This window comes from Niveispirillum sp. GW835-FHT14G11 (assembly GCF_058793615.1).
Genome location: NZ_JBXAFZ010000018.1, coordinates 66746 through 83910, shown reverse-complemented (window position 1 = coordinate 83910; position 17165 = coordinate 66746). Strand labels below are relative to the sequence as shown.

General features: G+C 63.7%; 12 protein-coding genes. 5 read left to right on the top strand and 7 right to left on the bottom strand.

Translation table 11 applies throughout. From position 1 onward, the window contains the following. Positions 1-2328 carry a TonB-dependent receptor gene (locus AC1Q7F_RS26860; protein ID WP_492511630.1) on the bottom strand — a complete coding sequence of 776 codons (2328 nt, stop codon included), beginning with the start codon at positions 2326-2328 and terminating at the stop codon, positions 1-3. 324 nt (positions 2329-2652) lie between these two features. Next, positions 2653-3441, bottom strand: coding sequence for an SDR family NAD(P)-dependent oxidoreductase (locus tag AC1Q7F_RS26855; protein ID WP_492511629.1), 789 nt, complete (start codon positions 3439-3441; stop codon positions 2653-2655). Between the two features lie 190 nt (positions 3442-3631). On the opposite strand from AC1Q7F_RS26855, the gene AC1Q7F_RS26850 reads away from it, so the two are divergent. Together AC1Q7F_RS26850 and AC1Q7F_RS26845 are read left to right on the top strand one after the other, a co-directional pair. Continuing rightward, complete coding sequence (locus tag AC1Q7F_RS26850; protein ID WP_492511628.1) at positions 3632-4495, top strand: TauD/TfdA dioxygenase family protein; 864 nt, start codon at positions 3632-3634, stop codon at positions 4493-4495. Between the two features lie 32 nt (positions 4496-4527). Then, a complete protein-coding gene (locus AC1Q7F_RS26845) occupies positions 4528-6177 on the top strand; it encodes a GMC family oxidoreductase (protein WP_492511627.1) in 1650 nt (549 codons plus the stop codon). 76 nt (positions 6178-6253) lie between these two features. Here AC1Q7F_RS26845 and AC1Q7F_RS26840 read toward each other — a convergent pair whose 3' ends face one another. The 3 genes from AC1Q7F_RS26840 to AC1Q7F_RS26830 form a co-directional block, all read right to left on the bottom strand. Then, positions 6254-7897 carry an FAD-binding protein gene (locus AC1Q7F_RS26840; RefSeq protein WP_492511626.1) on the bottom strand — a complete coding sequence of 548 codons (1644 nt, stop codon included), beginning with the start codon at positions 7895-7897 and terminating at the stop codon, positions 6254-6256. After that, positions 7897-9222 carry an aromatic ring-hydroxylating oxygenase subunit alpha gene (locus tag AC1Q7F_RS26835; RefSeq protein ID WP_492511625.1) on the bottom strand — a complete coding sequence of 442 codons (1326 nt, stop codon included), beginning with the start codon at positions 9220-9222 and terminating at the stop codon, positions 7897-7899. Before AC1Q7F_RS26835 ends, AC1Q7F_RS26840 begins: the two co-directional genes overlap by 1 nt. Before the next feature lie 96 nt (positions 9223-9318). Continuing rightward, complete coding sequence (locus AC1Q7F_RS26830) at positions 9319-10464, bottom strand: acyl-CoA dehydrogenase family protein (RefSeq protein ID WP_492511624.1); 1146 nt, start codon at positions 10462-10464, stop codon at positions 9319-9321. Positions 10465-10711: 247 nt separating this feature from the next. Between AC1Q7F_RS26830 and AC1Q7F_RS26825 the strand changes: the two genes are divergently transcribed. From AC1Q7F_RS26825 to AC1Q7F_RS26815, 3 genes are read left to right on the top strand one after another with little or no spacing between them, the layout of a single operon-like run. Then, a complete protein-coding gene (locus tag AC1Q7F_RS26825; RefSeq protein WP_492511623.1) occupies positions 10712-12814 on the top strand; it encodes a 3-hydroxyacyl-CoA dehydrogenase NAD-binding domain-containing protein in 2103 nt (700 codons plus the stop codon). 30 nt (positions 12815-12844) lie between these two features. After that, positions 12845-13654 carry an enoyl-CoA hydratase/isomerase family protein gene (locus tag AC1Q7F_RS26820; RefSeq protein WP_492511622.1) on the top strand — a complete coding sequence of 270 codons (810 nt, stop codon included), beginning with the start codon at positions 12845-12847 and terminating at the stop codon, positions 13652-13654. Between the two features lie 43 nt (positions 13655-13697). After that, positions 13698-14600, top strand: a complete 903-nt coding sequence (locus AC1Q7F_RS26815) for a 3-hydroxyacyl-CoA dehydrogenase NAD-binding domain-containing protein (RefSeq protein ID WP_492511621.1) — start codon at positions 13698-13700, stop codon at positions 14598-14600. 71 nt (positions 14601-14671) lie between these two features. Here the strand turns inward: AC1Q7F_RS26815 and AC1Q7F_RS26810 are convergent, their stop codons facing one another. After that, a complete protein-coding gene (locus tag AC1Q7F_RS26810) occupies positions 14672-15805 on the bottom strand; it encodes an acyl-CoA dehydrogenase family protein (protein WP_492511620.1) in 1134 nt (377 codons plus the stop codon). Between the two features lie 12 nt (positions 15806-15817). Further along, positions 15818-17005 (bottom strand): acyl-CoA dehydrogenase family protein, encoded by a 1188-nt coding sequence (locus AC1Q7F_RS26805; protein ID WP_492511619.1) that lies wholly within the window; start codon positions 17003-17005, stop codon positions 15818-15820. Positions 17006-17165 lie beyond the last annotated feature (160 nt).

Genomic DNA, 17165 nt, shown 5'->3' with positions numbered 1-17165 from the left:
TCAGAATTTGTAGCCCAGTTCCACCCCGAACATGCGCGGCTCGCCATAGACGCTGGACTGGAAGCCCAGTCCCTCACCGATCAAGCCCAGAACGCCGACCCGGTATTCCTTGTTGAACACGTTCGTGCCAAAGATCGCGGCATTGATGCCGGTGCGATTGATATCGTTCCATTCCAGCCGCAGATTGACCAAGCTGTAGGACGGCTGCAGGCCCTGGATCTCGAAGTCATCCAGATAGATCTTGCTGCGGACGGTATAGTTTGCCGTAAAGGAGGCGGCCCCAAGACTATCCTCGATCGGCAGGTTGACCACGCCCGTCAGGCCGAACTGGTGCTTGGGCGTGCCGCGCTGCTCGAACTCCGGCAGGACGGTGCGGTTGGGCAGGGTCAGCGACGAGGCCCCCCGCAGGATGTCCACCTTGGTGTAGGAGTAGAAGCCCGTCAGGCTGAAGATTTCGGTGCTGTAACCGAACTCCAGTTCGCCACCCCGGTTGCGCTGCTTGGCAGTATTGTCGACCACGGTGACCACCGTATCGGCCACGCCGTCGCCATTGACATCCAGGCTGCTGGCCCGCTGCTTCTGGACGTTGCTGCCATTCTGCTGGAACAGCGCCAGGTTGGCAGTCAGGCGACCGTCGCCAACGAATGTATCCGCTTTCACGCCCAGTTCATACTCATCCACCTTCTCCGGCAGGAACGGCTGCAGGGCCACATTGTTCTGCGCGCGGGTGGAATAGCCACCAGCCCGGAACCCGTGCCGGAAGGAAGCGTAGCTGGTCACATCACCGCTCAGTTGATATTGCAGCGTCGCGTCATAGGTGAACTCATCGAAGCTCTTCTGGCTGTTGAAATGGCACTGGTCGTAGGGCACCGACTGCACCCCGGCAGTGATGAGATTCAGGTCGAATTCACAGGTGCGCAGCATGGGCCGCGTCGGCGACACGGTGATCTTCCGCTTGTCGTAATTGTAGCGGATGCCGCCCGAGGCCGTCAGTTCCGGTGTCAGCTTGTAGGTGCCCGCCGCGAACGCCGCGTAGGTGGTCGAGGAGCCTTCACCGGCGCTATAGCCCTGGAACAGGGCGGCGGAAGTGGATTGCGGCACGCGGGCGCCGGCGAAGGTCAGTTGCGGCAGGGTGTTGGTGTAGGAACCGTCGATGCCCTTTTCCTTGAAGTAGAAGCCGCCCAGGATATAGGTGAAGTCACCGTCGGCCGCTTCACCTTGAAGCTGAAGCTCCTCGCTGTAGCTTTCAATATAGGCGAACTGACGCGGCGTGATCAGGAAGGCGGGGATGCCGTCATAATCCTGCACGACGTTGCGGGCCTGGTTGCGATAGCCGAAAATGTTCTTCAGTGTCAGCGCATCGTTCAATTCGATGGTGGTCTTGTTGACCAGGCCGTTGTTGCGGGTCTTCTCGAACGGCAAGCCAAAGGCGTCAAGGTTGCCGCCTTCGCCGGCCCCCATATCCAGGGAATAGCGCTTGTTCTTGAACAGTTGCTGGGCGGCGGCGAACTGGGCGGGGATATTGTCGGTGATCTGCCCGGCGGCGCGCAGCCCTTCATAGTTGGACAATGCCGATGGCAGGCTGATCGCGGTCAGGAAGGCCGCCGTGCCGTGCTCGTCGCTGGTGTAATGGTCGAACACCGTCAAGTTCTCGACCCCCTCCCACGGCTTGGCCAGAAGGGAGATACGGGCGCTGTCATAGTGCTGGTTGTCATAGTCGCGGCCCGTTGTGACTTCATGCGACCAGCCGTCACGGCGGCGCACCTTGCCCGACACGCGCACCGCGAACTTCTCGCCCAGCGGCGCGTTGACCATGCCATAGACCTCGCGCATGTCGCGATTGCCGGCCGACAGCTTGATCTCGCCCTGCGTCTCCTCCAGCACCGGATGATGGGGTTCCACCAGGATTGCCCCGCCCGTCATGTTGCGGCCGAACAGGGTCCCCTGCACGCCCTTCAGCACCTGGACCGATTGCAGGTCGTAAAGCGCATTGCCGAAGCCGTAGGGGCGTGGCTGCACCACTTCGGCGAAATAGGTGCCGACCGGCGGGTCCGTGAACAACTGGCTTTCCTGGGCGCGCTGGCCGCGCATGGCAAAGGAAACCACGTTGCGCTGGCTGGCGCCGGTGGTGATGGACAGGGACGGCGTCTGATATTGCAGCGACTGCACGTCCGCCACGCCCACCTTCTCCAAAGCGTCGCCCGACAGGGCGGAAACGGCGATTGGCACGTCCTTCAGCACCTCATCGCGGCGGCGGGCCGTGACGATGATCTCTTCCAGCAGGCCGCTACCGGCCTGCGGTCCCTCGGTGGAGGCTGTCTGAGCCATGACCGGCGCCGGACCACATATGGTTGAAGTCGCCAACAGCGCCATTGTCAACGTGCGCAGCTTCATGAGTTTCCTCCCCTGGATTCGTCGATTGTTATTTTGGGCGCACTGGGAATGACACCGGATGATTATCCGGAACGGGCCCTTGGCCTGTCTTCATTCCATTGGTATGGGCAATGATGCGCTCCGGCACCCATTAAAATCGAAGCGCTCCGCAAGGGAAGCCATCGGCTCGGCCATGGCAGGATGGATCAGATACATGATCCCCATTTCCCCTTGCACTCCATCACTTGCGGCTCGTAAGCACCTGGAACACATGCAATATTAGGTTTGCACCACAACAGGCAAGGACAGGATGCCCGCAACACCGCCATCCACATGCAGCATGTGACCTGTCACATAGGATGAAGCGTCGGACGCCAGGAACAGGGCTGGCCCGACAATCTCCGCCGGGTCGCCGAATCTGCCCATGGCGATGGCATCGCGGAAAATTTTCGCCCGTGCCGGGTTGCCCACCGTCGGGGCCGCCATGTCGGTATCGAAAAAGCCAGGGGCAATGGCATTGCAGGTGACGCCACCGGGCGCCAGTTCCGCCGCCACGGCCCGCGTCAGGCCCAGAACCGCGTGCTTGCTGGCCGTGTAGGCCGACAGGTTGGGACGCCCGGTCTGCGCGACATAGGAGGCGAAATTGATGATCCGCCCCCATTTGCGTTCCAGCATCCCGCGCGAAAGCTCCCGGCACAGCAGGTACATCGACGCGACATTGACGTCGAACATGTTCTGCCAGCCGTCCAGGCTGCTGTCGGGCAGGCTGCCCCATCCGGCGATGGCGCCGTTATTGACCAGGATATCGATGGGGCGGACATCGCCGGCAAGTTCCCGCGCGGCCGCCTCCACCGCCTTCAGGTCACCCAGCTCGAAGGTCACGATATCGGCGCTGCGGCCAAGCGCACGGACCTCCGATGCCACATCGGCCAGCTTCGCCCCATCGCGGGCCGCCAGCACCAGATCGGCACCCGCCCGCGCGAGGCCAAGAGCGATGGCGCGCCCCAATCCCCTGGATGCCCCGGTTACCAATGCTCGCCGGCCCGCCAACGAAAACAAGCCCTCCATCACATTCCTCCCCGAAATGTCGCGTCTTTCCAGCCTTTGATAGGACGCGTTTCAGATGGAGGGCAGACGGGGACTCGAAACGATCACATCGGCGATGACATTGCGCCCCCCTCTCCCCCCACTCCGGTTTCAGGCCGTAAACAGGTGAAGATCAAAAATAGGCGGAACGGCCACATTCGGGGAAACGCACATGGTCGATATGCAGGAGGAGGAGATCAGTCCCCATACGGGCAGCATTATCCATGGATTGGACCTGTCACAGGGCTGGAACGACGCGACCATGGTCCGGCTCATTAACCTTCTGCATCGGCATGGGGTGCTGGTTATCCGGGGACAGCAACTGGACGATGGTGGATATGTCCGTTTTGGCCGCTGCTGGGGCACGCCGCTGGAATTCTTCATCGCAGAGCATCGTGGCCAGAAACATCCCGAGATGATCACCATCTCCAATGATCCTGCCACACCCCCCGCCATGCGTGACGGGGCCGTGCATTGGCATTCCGACGGCAGCTATGAGGCGGAACCTGCAGCCGTCACCATGCTCTATGGCCGGCTTACCCCTGACGAAGGAGGGGAAACCCTGTTTGCCAACACCGCAGCCGCCTTCAACGCCCTGCTGCCGTCGATGCAGGCGCAACTGCTGGACATGGTGGCCATTCATGAACTGGGCGCCGCCCCCTGGATTGAAGGGGAAACAGAACCAGACCCCAACCGCCCAAAACGGGAAATGCCCCATCAGCGTCATCCGCTGATCATCCGGCATCCGGTCACGGGGCGGCGCGCGATCTATGCCTCGGGCACGGCCTTCGCCATCGACGGCATGCCCCCGGACGAGGGCCGGGCGCTGATCCGGCGCCTGCGTGCCCATGTCGCGGAGGACCGGTTCCGCATCACCTGGAAGACTGCGCCGGGCGACATCGTGCTGTGGGATAATTTCACCACGGTCCACAGCGCAACGCCGATCGAATATTCCGACCTGCCCGGCAAACAGCGGTTGCTGTACCGGATAAGCACAAGGGGGATTCCGGATCTGTGCCGGAATCGTGCAGCATGATCGACACTGAAGACCCAAGGACAAGGCGCAGCATGAAACAGCTCGAAGCGGACTATGTCATTGTCGGCGCCGGTTCCGCCGGCTGCGTATTGGCCAATCGTCTGTCAGCCGATGGCAGCTCCCGCGTGCTGCTGCTGGAGGCAGGGGGTGATGACAGGCCGCTGCGGGAACTCTCGCAGTTCTCCAGTAACATCAATATCCATCTGCCCGCCGGTTTCACCCGCATGCTGGCGGATCCAAAGATCAACTGGAACTACAGGACTGAACCCGATCCGGGCAGCAATGGCCGTCAGCATCATTTCCCACGCGGCAAGGTCCTAGGTGGCTCTTCGTCGATCAATGGCATGCTGTATGTCCGGGGCCTGCCGGAAGACTATGATGGCTGGCGGCAGATGGGGTGCGCCGGCTGGTCCTGGTCCGACGTGGCGCCCCTGTTCCGACGCATCGAGAATCAGGCCGGCCGCGCCGCAAGTGACAGCATCGCCGGCACAGGCGGCCCCTTGGACGTGGGCGACGTTCCCATGCGCCATCCCGTACAGCAGGCCATCATCGACGCCTTTGTTGAAGCAGGTGCGCCGCGCAGCGACGATCTGAACGGCGACCGCCGGGAAGGGGTGTCCCCGGTGCGTCTCAATACGCGGCGGGGCCTGCGCAAGTCTGCCGCCGTCGCCTACCTCCATCCGGCCATGCGGCGATCAAACCTGATGGTGGTGACGCGGGCAATGGCAACCCGTATCCGGTTCATGGGGCGGCAAGCCACTGGCGTCTACTACGTTCAGGACGGGGAGATGAGGTGCGCCACGGCGCGGCGGGAGGTGATTCTGGCGGGCGGCGCCATCAATTCTCCGCAGTTGCTGGAGCTGTCGGGGATTGGTGATGCGTCTCATCTCTCCGCGCTGGGCATCACACCGCTGGTTGACAGCCCGCGCGTCGGCGAGAACCTGCAGGATCACTACGCCTCCATGGTCCGTGCCCGGCTGAAGCCAGGCAGCCCCAGCCTGAACAGCCTGTCCCGCGGGCTGGGCCTGTTCGGGCAGATTCTACGTTACGCGACGACACGCAGCGGCCTGCTGGCCCTGGGCGGGTCCAACCTGACGGCGTTCCTGCGATCAGACCCGGCGCTGGACCTTCCCGACCTGCAATTCTTCGCCAGTGCCGGCACGGTCGATTTCAAGGCCCTGGCCGAACGCGGGCAGATCAGCATGGAAGCGGAGCCCGGCATGACCATTGGCGGCTATGTCATGCGCCCCCGGTCGCGCGGGTCGATCCATATTCGCTCATCCGATCCGGCCGAACACCCGGCGATCCGGCCGGGCTTTCTGTCCGACCCGGCCGACCAGCGCGCCACGGTGGCCGCCCTGGAATGGGCGCGGCGGATCATGGGGCAGCCGGCGCTGGCCCGGTATTTCGATCATGAACTTACGCCAGGCCCCCAGGCCGACAGCTATGACGGCCTCCTGGCCTTCTGCCGGGCGGCGGGGTCCACCGGCTATCACCAGTCTGGAACCTGTGCCATGGGGGCCGATGAACGATCGGTTCTGGACCCGCACCTGCGTGTCCGTGGGGTGGAAGGGTTGCGCGTCGTCGATGCATCGGTGATGCCGACCATCGTTTCCGGCAACACCCATGCCGCGACGGTCATGATCGCGGAGAAAGCGTCGGAGCTGATCCTGGTCGCCTGATCGTCGTGCATATCCAGAAAATGCAAGGGGCCGGATCGACATCCGGCCCCCTTTTCATAGCGTCCGATCCGCTTTCTCACCCGCAGGCGTGACGGGCGGCCAGCCAAGCGAAGACGAAGGACGCGGCGATGCTGGCGCCGGCCCCTGGATAGACACGGCCCATGACGGACGCGGTGCTGTTGCCCGTGGCGTACAGGCCGGGAATGGCACTGCCATCGCTTCGAAGTACCTGGGCATGTTCGTCGGTGACGATACCCCCGGCGGTCCCTACATCGCCCGGCACCATCTTGAATGCCAGGAAAGGTGGCTTCTCGATGGTGCCCAGATTGGGATTGGGTTTGGTCCACGGGTCACCGAACCAATTGTCATAGGCCCGCTCGCCACGGCGGAAATCCAAATCCTTGCCGGTGGCGGCAAAGCCATTGAACCGGGCAACCTCTTGCGACAGCGCGTCGGGATCCAGGCCGATCCTGACGGCAAGTTCGCGGATGCTGTCGGCCTTGATCATGTAGCCGCTGCTCTCCCAGTCGGCCGGGGTCTTGCCCGGCGGCTGGGTGCCCCAGGCATAGCGTTGGCGATGGCGGCTGTCCATGATCACCCAGGCCGGCACCCCCGCCTTGTACAGGGCCTGGCCATTGGCCATGTAGGACTGGCTCTCATTCATGATGCGCCGGCCATTCTGCCCGACCACGATGACATGCGGCTTCGACAGGTCGGTCACATGCATATAGACATCGCCCGAAGGCGGCAGCGTGCCAGGAACCCACCAGGCCTGGTCCATCAGGTCCAGGGCGGCGCCATGGGCCTGCGCGATCTCGATCATTTCCCCCGTATCGCCGGGATTGGCGTTGGTCCAGCGGGTGGAGGCGGGCTGCGGACCATATTGCTCCCGCATCTTGGAATTATGGGAAAAGCCGCCGGCATTGATCAGCACGCCGTCGCGGGCCTGAATACGGCGCACTGTGCCGTCCACCCCCCGCGCAACGACGCCGACGATCCGGCCGCCCTGTTCCACCAACTCCGTCACGCCCGTGCCCGTGCGGATGGGCACGCCCTTGGCATCGGCCAGCATCAGCATGCGTCCCTGCAGCGACCCGCCATAGGATAGCATGGGCTTGCCGGTCTTCTGACCCTGGCGCAGGCGCCATAGCAGCTTCACGCCCTCCCACATCCCACGTGGCGTGCGGGTGGCCAGGGTGATGTTGCGGGTCTGGTCCACGGGCAGCGGCATGACCATCGGCCCCATCCGCAGCTTGTCGAACAGCGGCCCCATATCCTTGGCATCCAGCATCGGCGCTGCCAGGGACCGGCTTTCCGGACAGCCGCCTTCCAGATCATCGTAGTAATCGGACCAGCCATGGGCGCGGATAAATTTCATCCCCTGCCCTTCCAGAAAGCGCACCATCTCCGGGCCGGCCTTCAGGAAGGCTTCCTTGCGGGCCGGCGTGGAACCCGGGCCTGCGTCATTGCCGACGACACGATAGAGATAGGTCCGGGCCGCCTCCTCGCCATCCGCGATCCCTTCGCGGGCCTGCAAAGGATTGTTGGGTATCCACAGCACCCCGCCCGACATGGCCGTCGATCCACCGATCTTGTCGGTCTTTTCCAGGATCAGCGGCTGCTTGCCGATGGATTTCAGGTAAAGCCCCGCCGCCATCGACCCGCCACCGGACCCGACGATGATGAAATCCGCACTTTCGTCCCAGGTCTGGTTCGTCATCAGTTCTTGTCCGCCAGATAATGGTGCAGCGTCGCGTGGAAATTGCTGATAGCCCGTTCCTGGACGGGGCTGGTCCGGGCACCCTTGAAGCCGCGCGACTTCATGCCCTTCTGCACCTCGCCCATATTGGCGAAGTCCTGTTCCAGGATCAGGCCCCAGTCGACCTTGGCCCAATCGGCGCCATGTTCGACCTCCACACCCGGTTCCGCCCCTTCAGCGAAGCGTTCGATGACATTGATCTCGAAGATGCAACTGTCCGGATCATCGCCATTGGGCCGGGCGCGGTAGAACAGCACGTTGGTCGGCTGATGCAGGAAAACCAGGTTGGGGAAGATGTGCCAGTCGGTGCCGGCGGCCATCAGCGTTTCGATCGGTATATCGGGGAAGGGCCGGCCGTTCTTCGCCGCCTCCTCCCGGTGGAACTGCGCAAAGGCGCCATAGACGGTGTAGACGTCGCTATCCTCGGGCAGTTCCATCAGGCGCCGGCCCGCCGCCAGCATCTCCTCCGTCGTCGTCGCCTTCAGCGTGTCCCAGATTTCCTTGTTGAACTGATACAGACCCTGGCGGATGTCGCCCTTCACCGGCCCCAGGCGCGGGCTGGGCAGGCCGAACAGCGAGGTGGGGGCATAGCCGAACATGCCATGCTTGCCCTTGGCCGCGCTGTAGGTCATGTCATCGAAATAGGGCAGCAACTGCCGGTGCGTGGTCTGCACATGATAGCCTTCGTTGAAGGCCTCCAGTGCCACCTTCCAGTTGCAGGGCATGACGACGCTCTTGCGCCAGACATAGCGCATCTTGTCGAACTCGAACGCGTCCAGCATGGACTTGGCCGGTTCCAGGAACTGTTCCAGCGGTTCCGCGTCGGGATCCATGTTCACGAAGACCCAGCCGCCCCAGGTTCCGACCTTGACGGAGACCAGCCGGATGTCCTCATCCTGCAGGCAATCCCCCCAGTCCTGGCGATCCACCACATCGACGGGCTGCCCTTCCAGCGACCATTTCCAGCCATGGTAGCGGCAATGGAACCGGCCCATCTTGCCGCAGCCCTCCGTCAAGCGGCGGCCACGATGCGGACAGACATTGTAGTAGGCGGCGATATCGCCCGATGGCTGGCGCACGACGGTGATCGACTCATCGGCGATCTCATAGGTGTAGTAATGGCCGGGTTCGGCGATCTCCTCCTCCCGGCACGCCATCTGCCAGACCTTGGGCCACAGGCGTTCTTTCTCAAGTCGGACATAGTCGGGTGAGATATAGGCTGCGGCCGGTACGAAATCCGGGCGCACCGGCTCACCATCAACCGTCCGCTGTATCTTCTCATCCATTCCAATGTTCCTCCCTGACATGCCCGGCACTGTCCGGTATCCGTCCCGGCCGTTCCAAGTGAAATATTTCTGCGGTGGCGCCTATTCCAGGAGCGGCTATGCGCCTTGGGAAAACCGACGCTCCAGCACGTTCTCGGCGATGCGGTTCAGCAGGATTTCGATGGTGCCGCCGGCAATCATCCAGCCACGGGTGCGGCGCAGACAGTATTCGATCAGCGCATCCTCGCCGAACCCGGACCCGCCCATGATCTGCATCGCCTCGTTGGCGCAATCGAACCCGGCCCGGTTGCAGGCAACCTTGGCAATGGCCGTTTCCTCGGCCGAGGGAAAGCCGGCATCGGCATTGGTGGCGGCGCGATACAGCAGCAACTGCGCGGCATCCAGCTTTACCTTCATCTCTGCGAACTTCCACTGCAAGCCCTGGAATTCACACAGATATTTGCCGAACTGCCTACGCGTCCTGGCATGTTCGATGGCGGCGATGTAGGCGTAACGACCCAGGGCCAGACTGCGGGCGGTATTGCCGATACGCTCCACATTGAAGCCGGCGATCTGCTTTTTGAAGCCGCCCGGTCCCAACAGGACCTTTTCCTTGGGCACATAAACATTGTCAAAGAATAGCGGATTCCATTCCTCGCCTGACAGGAAGCGCACCGGCTTGCCGAAGGTGAATCCCTCCTGCCCGCGTTCGATCAGAACCGATCCGATATTGCCGGTGCCGGGCCCATAACGGACATAGACCAGAAACACGGTGGCGTGCAGGCCATGGGTGGTGAAGATTTTCTGCCCCGTGACGCGGAACCCGTCCCCATCGGGCACGGCCGTCGTGGTCAGTTCCGTCACGGCCGACCCGGCATTCGGCTCCGTCATGGCCACCGCGATCAGGCCGTCACCCTTCAGCAGCGGCTGAAGATATTCCGCCTGCTGCTGAGGGGAGGCAAAGCCGGCGAAGGTGCGGATGGCACCGAAATTGCCGGCCTGGATCACGTCGGCGGATCGCGGACAGACGGCCGCCACCTGTTCGATAGCCAGGACCGCATCCATCAGGGAACCACCGACGCCGCCCTTCTCCTCCTCGATGGTGATGCCCAGCAGGCCCTGTTCGGCCATGGCGCGGGCAATATCCCAGGGATAATCATCGGCATGGGCGCGGACCAGCGCGCCGTCGGCTAGGTGACGCCGGGCAAAGGCCGCGACCGAATCCCGGAAAAGCGTCTGCTCCTCGGTCAGATTGAAATGCATTCTCGTGATCCCACTGCGAAGGATGCGCCACCTTGAATGCGGCGACAGGTCGGAATTCTGCATAGGCCCTGGAACCCCCACCGGCGAGTGATGTCAGCAGTCGCGGTGCAAGCCTTCACATCCGCGATGGGTGCCGACCTCTTACCGGGCCTTTCTTGACAGTTCGAGGCGTCGGACCGCTGGTGAGGGGCATGGGCGATGCTCTGCACCCCAAACAGATCCACCGCAGAAAGTGGCCGCACACGCCATGAAAGACATCAACGAAGTCATCTCCATCCGCGTCGACGGCGATATCGGCCTGATCATCTCCGACAGCCCGCCGGTGAATGCTCTGGGTTTTGCTGTCCGCGACGGGCTGGTACGGGCGCTGGCGGAACTGAACGCCGATCCTGCCGTGCGTGCCATCGTGCTGGCCTGCGCGGGACGGACCTTTTTCGCTGGTGCCGACATCACCGAGTTCGGCAAGCCCAAACGCGAACCGGGGCTGCAAGCCGTCATTGCGGCCCTGGAAACCTCCAGCAGACCCGTCATCGCCGCCATCCATGGCACGGCGCTGGGCGGCGGTCTGGAGGTGGCGCTGGGCTGCGCCTTCCGTGTGGCGGTGCCCACGGCGAAGGTCGGCCTGCCAGAAATCAATCTGGGCCTGCTGGCCGCCGCCGGTGGCACCCAGCGCCTGCCGCGCCTGATCGGGCCGGAAAAGGCGCTGGAATTCTGCCTGTCGGGCAAGCCGGTGGGCGCTGCCGAGGCATTGTCCCTGGGCATTGTTGATGATGTGGCCGATGGCGACGTGGTTGCGGCGGGCCTGACCTTCGCCCGTCGGGCCATCGACGCTTCCCCGCCCGCCGTGCCGGTACGCGACCGGGAGGAGAAGCTGGCGGCCACGCGGGCCGATCCCACGGCGTTCGACGCCGCGGCAGCCGCCTGGGCCAAAAAGACCAGGGGGCAGGCGGCCCCCGCCGCCAATATCGCATCGCTGCGCCGGTCCTTCACCCAGCCGATTGATCAGGCCCTGGCCGAGGATGCAGCCGCCATCGCCGAACTGATCGCCGGCAGCCAGTCGCGTGCCCAGCGTCACCAGTTCTTCGCGGAACGGGAAGCGGCGAAAATCCCCGGTATTCCGGCCGACATCACCCCCCGCCCCATCAACAAGGTGGCCGTCATCGGGGCCGGCACCATGGGTGGCGGCATCGCCATGAGCTTTGTCGGGGCTGGCATCCCCGTGCTGCTGATCGACGCCACGCAGGAGGCACTGGATCGCGGCATCGACCGCATCCGCGCCAACTATGCCGGTTCCGTCAAGCGCGGGTCGCTGTCGCGGGACCGCATGGACGCGCAGATGGCGCTGCTGACCGGCGCCACGGAGCGGGCAGCCGCGGCCGATGTCGATCTGGTGGTGGAGGCGGTGTTCGAGGATATGGATCTGAAGAAGACCATTTTCCGCGAACTGGACGCCGTCACCCGGCCCGGTACGGTCCTGTCCTCTAACACCTCGGCCCTGGATGTGGATGAGATCGCGTCCGTCCTGACCCGGCCGGAAGATTTCCTGGGCATGCATTTCTTCGCGCCAGCCAATGTCATGAAGCTGCTGGAGGTGGTGCGGGCCGCAAAGACAGGCCACCAGGCCATCGCCACCGCCATGGCCGTTGGCAAGCGCATCGGCAAGGTGCCCGTCCTGTCGGGCAATTGCGACGGTTTCATCGGCAACCGCATCATCGCCAAACGCTCCGCCGCCGCCGAGCGCCTGCTGCAGCAAGGGGCCCTGCCACCGGATATTGACGGTGCGCTGAAGGCATTCGGCTTCCCCATGGGGCCGCTGGAAATCAACGATATGTCGGGCCTGGATGTCGGCTGGTCGATCCGCAAGCGGCGCGGGACCCCCTTCCCCATCGCCGATGGCATCTGCGAACGCGGCTGGTTCGGGCAGAAGACGGGACAGGGCTATTATCGGTACGAGGCCGGCGACCGCACGCCCCACCCCAACCCCGATGTCGAGGCGTTCATCCTGGAGACGTCATCACGGCTGGGTATCATCCGTCGCGAAATCGGACCGGAAGAAATCACCGAACGCCTGCTCTACCCCCTGATCAACGAGGCGGCGCGCGTGGTGGAGGAAGGCATCGCCCTGCGTCCGTCCGATGTCGATGTCGTCTATGTCAACGGCTATGGCTGGCCGCGCTGGCGCGGTGGCCCGCTGTTCCATGCGGACGAGGTGGGGCTGGCCCATATCGTGGCGCGGCTTGACGTGTTCCGCGCCGACACCGACGATCCGTCCCTGGAACCGGCTGCCTTGCTGCGCACGCTGGCAGAACAGGGCTCAACCTTCGCAGAATGGCAGAAAAGCCGCGCCTGATAGCCAAGGACGCGGACAATGGAGAAAAGCATGGTCGATTACAGCAAGTACCAGTTCCTGAAGGTTGAGATCGACGCCAACAGCGTTGCCACCGTCACCATGAACGACCCCGACAAGCTGAACGCCGTCGGGCCGGAGAACCATAAGGAACTGGAATATATCTGGGTCGATCTGGCCCAGGATGAAAGCATCAAGGCCATCGTCTTCACCGGGGCTGGCCGCGCCTTTTCCGCCGGTGGCGACATCAAGAAGATGGCCGCCCGTGCCGGCACGGAGTACGGGCTGAAATACGCCCTGCGCGTACCACAGAACACGCTGCGCATCTTCGAGCACATGCTGCTGACGCCGCAGCCGGTGATCGCCGCCGTCAATGGCGACGCCATCGGCCTGGGCATGACCATGGCGCTGTTCTGCGACATGAGCGTGGTGGCCGATGATGCCCGCCTGGGCGACACGCACGTCAAGGTCGGTCTGGTGGCCGGTGATGGTGGGGCCGTGGTCTGGCCGTTGCTGGTCGGGCCGCAGCGCGCCAAGGAATTCCTGATGCGCGGCAAGCTGCTGCGCGGAGCGGAGGCCGCCGGCATGGGCCTGGTCAATTATTCTTTCCCCAAGGAGGATGTGCTGGCCGAGGCGCACAAGATCGCCACCGAGATCGCGGGCAACCCCATCTGGGCCGTGCGCTGGTCCAAGGCCGCTGTCAACAAGCAGTTGAAGGCACAGTTGAATCAGGTCCTGGAACTGTCGATCGCCTATGAATCCCTGACCATGCTGACCCAGGATTACAAGGAGGCGGCCAATGCCTTCGCCGAAAAGCGCAAACCCGAATTCCAGGGTTTCTGAGGCAGGCACCTATCGCGGGCGGGGCAGAATCCGGCGGGTCGGCGTGGTCGGTGCCGGCCTGATCGGCGGGGGGTGGGTCGCCGCCTTCCTGGGCCGGGGCTATGACGTCTCGGTCCAGGACCCCTCTGCGGATGCCGCAGCGCGGTTGCGGACACAGGTGGAAGCAGCCTGGCCGGCCCTGGAAAATCTGGGACTGGCCCCCGGTGCCAATCCCGACCGCCTCAGCTTCGACACCGATCTGGCCACCGCATTGGATGGTGTCGACTTCGTGCAGGAGAACGCGCCGGAACGGCCGGAGGTGAAGGCCGAACTCTATGCGCGGCTAGGCGAGCTGCTGCCGGCGGATGTGATCATTGCCAGCAGCACGTCCGGACTGCCCGTCAGCCTGTTGCAAAAGGATTGCCGGCATCCGCAGCGTTGCGTGCTGGGTCATCCGTTCAATCCCGTGCATCTGATGCCACTGGTGGAACTGGGCGGTGGGGAGCTGACCGATGCCGCCGCCATAGACACCGCCACGGATTTCTATGTCGCCATGGGCAAGGAGCCTGTGCGCCTGCATCGAGAGATCGTGGGCCACATCGCCAACCGCCTGACCAGCGCCATGTTCCGGGAGGCGGTGTCGCTGGTGGCCCAGGGTTACGCCACGGTGGCCGATGTGGACCGGGCCATCCGCTTCGGACCCGCCCTGAAATGGGCTGTGCAGGGGCAGTTCACCACCTTCCATACCGGCGGTGGCGATGCCGGCATGGAAGGCTTCCTGCACCATTTCGCGCCGGGCATCATAAACCGCTGGCAGACCATGACCGACCCGGATCTGGCCGATCCGGCATTGCAGGCGAAACTGACGGCGCAAGTGATGGAGGCGAACGGCCACCGCCCCGTTGCCGACATCGCCCGTCACCAGGATGCGATGGTGCTGCGGCTATTGCGGACGTTGGCAGAATAACATTTAAACCGGTTACGAAACAAACAGCCATCCGGCAGTTCGCCGGGTGGCTGTTTCATTCCGATACCGCATTAAACAATGGCGGGAACTCCCCCAGCCTCTGCCAGCACATCCAGATGATGGTCGCTGTCGCCGAACAGCGCATCAATGGCGGTCAGGCGTTTGAACCCGTGACCGATCTTATATTCATTGGTCAGGCCGATGGCACCATGCAGCTGGACGGCCTGCTGTCCCACGAACCGCCCGGCCTGGCCGATCTTGGCCTTTGCGGCGGCGATGTGCAGCCGGCGTTCATCGGCGGGCCGGTCCAGCGACATCGCCGCCAGCATGGCCATGGACCGTGACAGCTCGACCTGCATCAGCATGTCCACGGCCCGATGCTGCAGCGCCTGAAAGCTGCCGATGGCCACACCGAACTGCGTGCGGGTGCGCAGATAGTCAGCGGTTACATCCAGGACATCCTGCATGATGCCCACTGCTTCCGCCGCCAGGGCGGCGTTGGCCTCTTCGAACACCGCGTCCAGGATGGCACTCCCGCTACTCGTCGTCCCGAGCAGGGCCGAGGCCGGCAGATGCACATGGGTGAAGGCAATATCGGCCAGCCACACCCCGTCATAACCAATTCGGTCGGCACGCATGACACCGTCGACCCGGGGATCGACAAGGAACAGCCCCACACCTTCCGGTGTCACCGCACTGACCACCAATTCATCGGCGGCATGTCCGGCAATCACGGCAACCTTGGCCCCGTCCAGGCGCCAGCCGCCGTCGACGGGGACAGCCCGTGTCGTCAGCCGAGTGGTCGTGTGGCGGGGACCGGGCCATTCCTGATGCGCCAGCGCCATGACATGGTCACCGGCGATGAGGGCCGGCACCCGTTCGGCCCGCTGTGCCGCATTGCCAACCCGACGCAGCACGCCACCGGCCAGCACGACGGTGGCCAGATAGGGCTCCAGCACGAGGCCCTTGCCCAGCGCCTCCATCACCAGCATGGTCTCCACCGGACCGCAGCCGAAGCCGCCATCCGCCTCGGCAAAGGGCAGGCCCAGCAGTCCCATCTCGGCCATCCGGGCCCAGATTTCCCGGCTGAACCCGTCCGGCTGTTTCATGGCCGCTTCGCGCGCATGGAAATCATAGCGGTCGGTGATGAAGCGGCTGACGCTTTCGGACAGAAGCCGCTGTTCGTCATTCAGGTCGAAATCCATTGCCGCTGTTCCTCACAGGCCAAGCACGGTCTTGGCGATGATGTTTTTCTGGATCTCGTTGGACCCGCCAAAGATCGAGACCTTGCGCATGGTGAAGTAGAAAGGGGCCGCCGCTTCCAGCCAACCGTCACCGCTTGCATCGACATGATGGTGATGGTCCGGCATCGACAGCCCGGCCGGCCCAGCCAGTTCCACGGTCATTTCCGTCATGCGCTGCTGAAGCTCCGTGCCCCGGACCTTAAGGATGGAAGCGGCACTGTTGGCCCCGCCGCCATGACTGTCGGCCGCGACGACCCGCAACTGCGTCAGTTCCAGGGCGCGCAGGTCCACCTCCACCTCCGCCAGTCGCCGGCGCAGGCGCTGCCGCTCCGCGTCCGACAGGACGCCGCGTTCATGCAGGTCCGTCTCCAGGTGCCGCAATTGCGACAGCCGTTCCTTTGACAGGCCGATGCGCGCGATGCCGCTGCGCTCATGGCCCAGCAATTGTTTGGCGTAATCCCAGCCGCGTCCCTCCTCCCCGATGCGATTGGCGACGGGCACGCGGACATCGTCGAAAAACACTTCATTCAGATCGGCGATACCGTCAATGGACGGGATGGCACGGATGGTGAGGCCCGGCGTGTGCATGTCCAACAGCAGGAAAGTAATGCCTTGCTGCTTCTTGCCGCTATTGTCGGTGCGGACCAGGGCAAACATCCAGTCGGCATGCTGGGCCTGGGTAGTCCAGATTTTCTGGCCATTCAGTATGTAATCGTCGCCATCGCGTACGGCACTGGTCTTCAGCGCGGCCAGATCGGACCCCGCACCGGGCTCGGAAAAGCCCTGGCACCACCAATCATCGATATTTGCGATGCGGGGCAGGAAACGGCGCTTCTGTTCGTCGGTGCCGAAACGGGCGATGACGGGACCGATCATGTTGACATTGAAGGGCGATCCCTCCGGCGCATGGGCCAGCGCCATTTCCTCCTGAAAGATGTAACGCTGGGTGGGGGTCCAGGGCTGACCACCCCACGCCACCGGCCAGGCCGGCACAGCCCAACCCCGCGCATTCAGGATACGCTGCCAGCGCACGATGTCGTCCTTGCCCAGGTGCCGGCGCTCCACCATCTTGCGGCGCAGGTCGGCCGGCAGCGCGTCGGCCAGGAAATCGCGCACCTCCTGACGGAACGCGCGATCGGCATCGGTGAAATCCAGATTCATGATCATCATCCCGCTCTGCTTTCAGTCAGAAATGTGCCGCAGAGCCGGAACGGGTCAACGCACGCCGGTGCAAAGGCCCGGAGGCTTCACATGGCCGATATTGTCGGGCGCAAAGGCCGAAAAACAAAGGGCCGGGGAAGCAGCATCCCCGGCCCATCGC

Bases quoted from the DNA above. Each gene is read 5' to 3' on its own strand.
- AC1Q7F_RS26835 (WP_492511625.1), bottom strand. From the start codon at position 9,222: ATGGATGAGAAGATACAGCGGACGGTTGATGGTGAGCCGGTGCGCCCG.
- AC1Q7F_RS26820 (WP_492511622.1), top strand. From the start codon at position 12,845: ATGGTCGATTACAGCAAGTACCAGTTCCTGAAGGTTGAGATCGACGCC.
- AC1Q7F_RS26850 (WP_492511628.1), top strand. From the start codon at position 3,632: ATGGTCGATATGCAGGAGGAGGAGATCAGTCCCCATACGGGCAGCATT.
- AC1Q7F_RS26845 (WP_492511627.1), top strand. From the start codon at position 4,528: ATGAAACAGCTCGAAGCGGACTATGTCATTGTCGGCGCCGGTTCCGCC.
- AC1Q7F_RS26825 (WP_492511623.1), top strand. From the start codon at position 10,712: ATGAAAGACATCAACGAAGTCATCTCCATCCGCGTCGACGGCGATATC.
- AC1Q7F_RS26860 (WP_492511630.1), bottom strand. From the start codon at position 2,328: ATGGCTCAGACAGCCTCCACCGAGGGACCGCAGGCCGGTAGCGGCCTG.
- AC1Q7F_RS26855 (WP_492511629.1), bottom strand. From the start codon at position 3,441: ATGGAGGGCTTGTTTTCGTTGGCGGGCCGGCGAGCATTGGTAACCGGG.
- AC1Q7F_RS26810 (WP_492511620.1), bottom strand. From the start codon at position 15,805: ATGGATTTCGACCTGAATGACGAACAGCGGCTTCTGTCCGAAAGCGTC.
- AC1Q7F_RS26830 (WP_492511624.1), bottom strand. From the start codon at position 10,464: ATGCATTTCAATCTGACCGAGGAGCAGACGCTTTTCCGGGATTCGGTC.
- AC1Q7F_RS26840 (WP_492511626.1), bottom strand. From the start codon at position 7,897: ATGACGAACCAGACCTGGGACGAAAGTGCGGATTTCATCATCGTCGGG.
- AC1Q7F_RS26805 (WP_492511619.1), bottom strand. From the start codon at position 17,005: ATGAATCTGGATTTCACCGATGCCGATCGCGCGTTCCGTCAGGAGGTG.